This is a genomic window from Chryseobacterium sp. (assembly GCF_041914225.1).
In the GTDB taxonomy this organism is placed as follows: domain Bacteria; phylum Bacteroidota; class Bacteroidia; order Flavobacteriales; family Weeksellaceae; genus Chryseobacterium.
Genome location: NZ_JAYSDT010000085.1, coordinates 1 through 7,277 on the forward strand (window position 1 = coordinate 1; position 7,277 = coordinate 7,277).

General features: G+C 33.5%; 4 protein-coding genes. All 4 read right to left on the reverse strand.

Translation table 11 applies throughout. The features are described from left to right. Nucleotides 1–1,267: 1,267 nt before the first annotated feature. On the reverse strand, nucleotides 1,268–2,050 hold the full coding sequence (locus ACE3RB_RS19425) for an IS5 family transposase (RefSeq protein ID WP_374465725.1): 783 nt from the start codon (nucleotides 2,048–2,050) through the stop codon (nucleotides 1,268–1,270). A 1,012-nt stretch (nucleotides 2,051–3,062) separates the two neighbouring features. Continuing rightward, complete coding sequence (locus tag ACE3RB_RS19430) at nucleotides 3,063–4,445, reverse strand: hypothetical protein (protein ID WP_374465722.1); 1,383 nt, start codon at nucleotides 4,443–4,445, stop codon at nucleotides 3,063–3,065. A gap of 328 nt (nucleotides 4,446–4,773) precedes the next feature. Then, nucleotides 4,774–5,463, reverse strand: coding sequence for a hypothetical protein (locus tag ACE3RB_RS19435; protein WP_374465723.1), 690 nt, complete (start codon nucleotides 5,461–5,463; stop codon nucleotides 4,774–4,776). 166 nt (nucleotides 5,464–5,629) lie between these two features. Continuing rightward, nucleotides 5,630–7,129 (reverse strand): DUF6371 domain-containing protein, encoded by a 1,500-nt coding sequence (locus tag ACE3RB_RS19440; RefSeq protein WP_374465724.1) that lies wholly within the window; start codon nucleotides 7,127–7,129, stop codon nucleotides 5,630–5,632. Between the last annotated feature and the right edge of the window lie 148 nt (nucleotides 7,130–7,277).

Below are 7,277 nucleotides of genomic sequence, written 5' to 3' on the forward strand. Positions count from 1 at the left end.
TTTGATTGCCTGCCTCGTCATACTTGAAGTAGACTTCGGTTTGCTGAGCACTGAGTATCGTGAGCATAGTGCATAAAATGACTGCACTTAAATAAAGTTTTTTCATTGTTTTTTTTCTTTAAAATTGAAATTAGATTGTAGTGATCCCAATAAATGAGAATTAATACTGTATTGAACGACATTTTGCGTGACAAGATATTGTTATCCTGATAGATAGTACATTTTCATAATGTTTGTTTTTAGAAATGGTAATGGAGTCTGTTTTAAAAAAGCAGAACTGTACAGATAGTCTCAGAAGACCTTAAGGCTTTAAAGCCCTACACAAAAAGAAATACAGGAATTCATTATACTGTGCATACAAGAAATTAAGCTGAAAAACGTAATCTCTTTTCTCTCATTTGTTATTGTTTTTATAAAGACGAACTTACACATTGTATAAGAAATCTGTAATCCGTGAAATCACGGTTTTTAATATCAGGGTTTTTACGGAAAATCCGAATTTAGCCCGATAACTCATGTGTTTTCATAATCTGTTGTTTTTAAATGTTTTATTTCTAATGCAAAGCTATCACGACACGGCGACAAACCTGCACTGCCCCCAAAAAGTTGGACACTTATTCAGAAGCATTATTATGAGAAAAAATCAACAAAAACAGAATGAAATTATAGAAGCAGAACTTGACACAATAGAAAAGGCGTGAAGCCAAGTCTATCGTAAGAGCGGTACTGGTATACCTACACACAAATAAACAAGTTCACGCCAAGCGTAAACATTGCTCATTCCTGTGTGTTTAAAAATTACCAGTTTTCTCTTACAAGAATAAAGCTATGCTTTATATTTTTTCCGTTAAAATCTGCAACTAAGATATAAATATTTTTTCAACTATCTGTGAGGGACCGTAAAACAATATCGACATTATTAAATCTCTCACGCACATAGAGACATAAAGAAACTCCGTAAAGATATTTGTTGATAGGAAATTACCTGGAAACGAGCAAAAGTTCCAGAATGGAGCGAAATATAGTGTGCAGAATATAAAATACTTCTTATTGATTACTCGCGTATGCGTGCATTAGATAGGGGAATATGAATTTATAATATTTTATCATTGTTTCCTGTACGTGCGAAGCGATAGGGATAAACTCGGCTGAGGTATTAATTTTAGGCTGTTTTTATGATTGATCATAAACCTAGATTATTAAGGAACTTTGGAACAAAAAAATTACCGAAGATCAATTAAGTCTCCGGTAATAATGAAGAAGTTGTTTAAAGTTTCCTGATTAGTATATCACAAAAAGCAATTAAGTGCCAGCACCTCCAATGTAAATCTTTGGTGTCGAACCTTACCAATAATGCCTTAAAAGCGTCTATCCATGCATTTGTACGTTCAATTACAAATCTTCTTTTATATAAAGTGTCATCAAAAATATACTCTCTTTCAGATACTTTTCCATTTCTGGGATTAAAGTCAATATTAGCAAATACTTCATTACTGAAACAGTAATTCCTGAACTTATCGGTGTCAAATCCAGCATCAGCATTTAGAAAAAGTCCATCAGCCCTAATATTTGAACTTTTAATATCCTCAATGATTTCCCCCATAAGCTTTTCCAGTTCAAAGGTGTCATGATGATTCCCTGCTATAGGTTGGCTACACGCAATCGGTATTCCCTGATTATCACATACAAAAAGCATATTTGTGGTTTTACATTTTTTTCTGCCTTGGTATCCAAAGGATTCACCGCCTCTCTTAACAGGAGTATGGGAACCATCCAACTGAATACAGCTCATATCTAATCTATTCTTATACTTGGCAAAGAGTCCTTTTTTAACATTGTCCCAACTACCATCTTTACACCAACGACGAAAATGCTGATAAACACTATTCCAACTATATTCTACTTCAAAAAACTGTTTACACGGTAGTTCTCGCCACTGGCATCCTGTTTTTAAGCGATATAAGATAGCTTCTACTACTTGCAACAGGGATACTTTTGCATTATTTTTCTTTTCTCCTAATGATAAATAGCTACACAGCTCTTTTTTAATCTATCTTTATTGCTCAATACTTTTTTTGAAAGAATGATACAACTTTTATAGTAAAATATCATTCTTTCTTTTTTACTTTAAACAACTTCGAAATAATAAAGTTAGTTGAAAAATAAATAAGTTTGCTTCAAAGATAAGCAAATCTTCGGTTTTTGTCAGAGAATAATAGTTATCTGGTCATTAAAAGTAATTCTATTCCCATTTTTAGCTTTAAAATGGTATTAAAACAGTAATAAATGGTAATTTTCAGACGCTAATTTAAGATATCGTTTCTACTAACTTCTTTTTGTTAATAGGGGTTTGATCCCTGTTTTTTGTTTTTAATATCAGAGAAGCCCCCCCTATCAGAAAATACATCCATTTTCATAGCTTTTTTAAACTGTCCAGAATAAACATATGTCGTTGTACTGTCGTAAAGTCGACATGAATTTTTTAATATTTCTGCTTTTCCTCCGTTTTTTCCTGCTTAAATTGAGAAGTATTAAAATTCTCATGTCAATTTCAGGTTGTTAGCCTGCATGATTTTACCAATTATGCTTATTGGGGGGGGGAGTAAGAAAACTCGGACAATTTGAAATTCACAGAAGTTTACTAAGCACTCTACCAATGTTTTAATTTTCGTATTGATCAATCCTGCCAATAATCTATAATTTCTGCGTTTCGTTTTCTATATTGATGTGAAATTAATTTAGACATCCATATGATCAAAAAAATACCTCCCACATAATGGGAGGCATTGCACTAATTATGGATCTAGTCATGAAAGCTATTTCCTTGCATAAATGTAATAAAATTTAGTTTATATCAAAAATAAATTCAAAAAAGAGAGATGAAGAATTCAAAACCTTATCAATGATTGGCTGATAAAAGCTTTATTCTCAATCAATATTTGCACTTGTATTATAAAAAAGTCTCCCACACAAAGAGGAATTAAGTAAGGAAAAAATTATTCTTTTTTATAATGATGCCATGGATTAGCAAATATGTCAGTTTTAAGTTCAATTGATAATTTTTAATCAAGTTTTTCAATAAAGATAGTTACGCCGCTTAATGTTGATGGTGTAAGTGCAATATCTGAATTCATAACGATATTTACTCTATAGATCTCTCTCTTATTTAAAAGGGATATCAAGAATCTTAAAGAGTCGTTGTTAGAAATTGTAACACCCGAATTTAATGTTTGCCATGTATTTGAAACAACAGAATTATATCTTGACCAATTGTCATAATTTGTACCACCACCACCTGCAACCTCTCTCCAAACAGTAATATGGTCAGAGAAACCATTCAATCTCAGATCAAAAAGATTCCCATTCGCATTCGCATTTGTAGCATTCATTCTGATAGAAATATTGCCTAAAGTAGTAACTGAATTAGTTGGTGTATTACTATTAATAGGAGAAGTAGTGTTCTTAGCAAACTCCAAGTTTTTTATTACAACACTATTTCCAACGGTTGCTGAACAGGATTGTCCGCCAATATTTAAATTGAATGTAGTAACATTCGGACTGGATACAGTAGGCATTCCTACTATATTATAATTCAAAGTTCCTGAACCTGTGGCAAAGTTTCCAGCTGAAATAGATGCTGTAAGGCCATTAACAGGTCCTAAGGTCTGCGCAGTATAAGATCCTCCGTCCCCCCCCACATAAGGAACGGTTAATGTGCCGTTATAAAGGGTTCCTGCAGTATATGTGCTTGGGGTAAGTGATGCCGAGTTACAGTTCAAGCCACTTAAAGTACCAACAGAAGTGGAGGAATTATCAAAAGTTCTCCATTGTATACCATTCCAGTAAACATATCCTTGATATTGAAGTCCTGCTGAACCAGTATTGTATACTAATAATCCGGTTTTAGGATTAAGTATTGTAACTTGGTCAGTACCAGAAACCAGAGATACCTGAGGAACTAATATTCCTTTACCAGACACTAAAGACATATCAAGAATAGCTGAAGCATCAGGTGAGACATTATTGCCTATTACCACCTGTCCGGTTCTTGCGATAGCAGATGTCTTAGATCCAGCTGCATCATTAGTAGTACCCGCTATATACCAATTGGTAGAAGTACTTTCGATAAATTTTTGCCAAACATTACCGTCAAAATAGTAATAACCTGGACCTGTAATATGAACTGTTTTAGGAGTTGTGCTTGTTACCGAAGAGATTGCAAAAATCAAAGTTCCTTTTTGATCTATACCATATTGGCCATCTGCTGCCTGAATCTGATCTCCTGTAAGTCTTGGTGCAATAATCCCCTCTGGTTTACTTCCATCAGTCGTCTTAGCTGTAACATCCAAAGTTGCTTTCGGATTGATATTATTTACACCAACTTGTGCGAAAATAATAGTTCCAGTAAAGATAAATAATGAATTTAAAATTTTTTTTGAGTTCATAGTCTTCTTTTTACATTTTATAATATTTTTAGATGTATTTCCAAATGTATGATAAGGTAATTTCGCAAAGAGAATTTCGATTTACGTTGTAATAGATTAGTATTTAAAATTTCTTATAAAACTTTCACATACAGTTTAGAGGTCTGTGCACAAATTTATGATAATTTTTTTACTAAAAAAAATCCTACAACATGCAGAGGGCTTTCGTAAAAAAAATACAGTGAAAAACAATTATTTTACTGGATAAATATACTACAAATTCTGTAATTCAAAACTTTTCTTTTATAACCTCCCAAAATCTTGCCAGCTTTGCCAGTAGAAGAATAATCTAATCAGCTTCTTTTACTTCGATTGTTTTTAAAATCCCCTCAATAGTATTGAGCTGTTCTGTAGAGAGCTGTTGCAATACCTGCTGATTAAGGGTGGTATTATTGATCTGAATATAATTGTTTTGATTTTTCACAGGTTGAGGGCTGCCAGACTTCCCTAATTTTCCGGCTACTTCCAAAAAGAGTCTTGCTGCTTTTACGTCTCCATTATCAGCCAGTGAATACATCTGCCAAAGGATTTTGTCTGCCATAAGCTCTACAGCCTGCTTTTGTCCTTTGTATGAGCGGTGCTCTTTAAAAGTATTGATATGTTTATAGATCGTTGTCCTGCTAAATCCTGTTTTTACTGAAATCAGATTGACGGGTGGAAAACTGCCTGTTTCTTTTGTTAATGTTGAAATAGCCCACATAATGGTCTGGTGGTTAAATTCCCATAGTTGGTTTTTAGTTCCAGTCAGTAAAACTTCTTCAAACTGATCATAAAATTCACCGTAAGGAACACCCTGAAGCCCGTTCATTTTCTTCCCTAATGCTTCATTAAATTGGTCCATTTCCTCAGGAGTAAAATCTTCAATATCTTTTGGAGTAACTTTTTCTAAAGTAAAGATATTCTGAATTTTCTTTTCTGATTCTGTAAACTTTTGTAAACCTTTATTATTTTTTGTAGTGGATTTTCTGCTGGTATTCATAATTGATTATTTTTTTTGTTAATTGTTTTTTAAAAAATTGATTGATTTTTAAATACTTAAATAAAATTCATGTCGGATGTGTCGGATATGTCGCAGGAAACAAACAAATATTTTTGCAATGATGAAGTTCATAATGGCTTTTGGTTCATCACTTTTCTTATTCCTATTAATTTGACGATAATATTCTGTCTTTGAGCTGCTGTAATCTGCTGAGGTAAGGTGAAAATATAGGGTTTCCATTATTAGCCCTTACCACTGAAAGATGACTTTTAATAAATTTCCGAACATCTGAAATATTGCTGTACGTATTAAATTGGATGGGGTGATCTGGGGTTTCTGCCTCAGTAAAGAAATTTTCAAGTGCCTGAATCTCTTTATCCCATATTTCAGAATATTTCCTAAATTTCTTCTCATCAGGTTTTTTATGACTTTCTATCAGTAACTTAGCTTTTACAGTTGGGTTGGAAGCTTCATCCGTTTTTATAGTTTGTGTTTCATCGTTTTGATTTTTTGTTATGGTTATGATCTTTTCAGATTGACTTTCACACTCAGACTCTGGATGAGATTCTGTTTTGATTCGTAGGGTCTGTTTTTTAAACAACCGCCAATCCTTTTGTATTAAATAATCTGCAAGATCATAGCCTTTATTTTTATCTTCCTCTGTGGCGAGTTTTTCCAACAAGTCTGAAAATATAAAAGAGGTGCTTGGCGATTCTCTTTCTATCTTTCTGGCCTTAGTTTCCCATTCACTAAAAGTATTCCCATCTTTTGACACGTCAGGAAATACATATACCTCTCTTCCCTGTAATACCTTCAGCTTATCAAAAGAAAAACTGCTTTTATTGTAGACAGCCAGCCAGATGAGGTTCTGGGAATTCTCTTCCGGGAATCCAAAGTACAGTGATCCATATACTGCCGTTTTGGGAGCTTCTACCAGTGCAACCGGATGAAACGGAAATTTTTTCAAAAGATGCTCTCCAAATAAACATGATACTTTTTTTTCATTATTGGCATAGGCTTTTAACCAGTCTGGCAAAGGTTCTTTATTTCTGATACAACCCTTTTCCAGTATAGAATGCAGAAAATCTGTACCTGTGGTATGATTGCCTGTATCAAACTCTTTGACCTGTACTGTCCTGATATTTCCTTCCAGATCAATAAAAGGAAAGGTAACGGCTCCCACTCTGTATCCTTCTGTAATGGTTCCCAGTCTGTACAGCTCTATGACTTTTGTAATCTTATCTGCTTCAAAGGGAAATTTTATCTGATATAAAAGATTTTGAATAAAAACATTTTGCTCATAGCCTTCAGGCTTTAATGTCGCCTTAAACGTTTCAAAATCAAAGTAAACAGTCTTTGTCCCTGGATGAGCTTTGAAGGAATTCAAATGTCTTTGCCTTGAGTAAATATATTTCTGTTTTACAGAATTTACTGTAGTAACTCCGGCAGCTCGTTGCTTATCTTCCTGTATCATTGCTGCATATCCGTCCAGATAAGGGTTAAGATGGTAAGCACATTTACTCTCACGGTCACAACGTCCATAATCTTTATGCAAATATTCTCTGGTCTCTGTATTTATATACCTCACAAAGCTTCTTTTCCCACACTCAGGACAAGGAAATTTTTTACTTCCTATCTCAAGTATATACAAATATTCGATTTTCATTTCGTAAAAATATTTTTTGTTTTTTCTGCTACATTTCCTACATCTCCTACATGATTTTCAAAAAGCAATCTGAAAATCAGCGTATTATATTTCAGCTATGTAGGTAATGTAGCAAATGTAGGTTCAAAACAATCTTTTTTTTATGCTC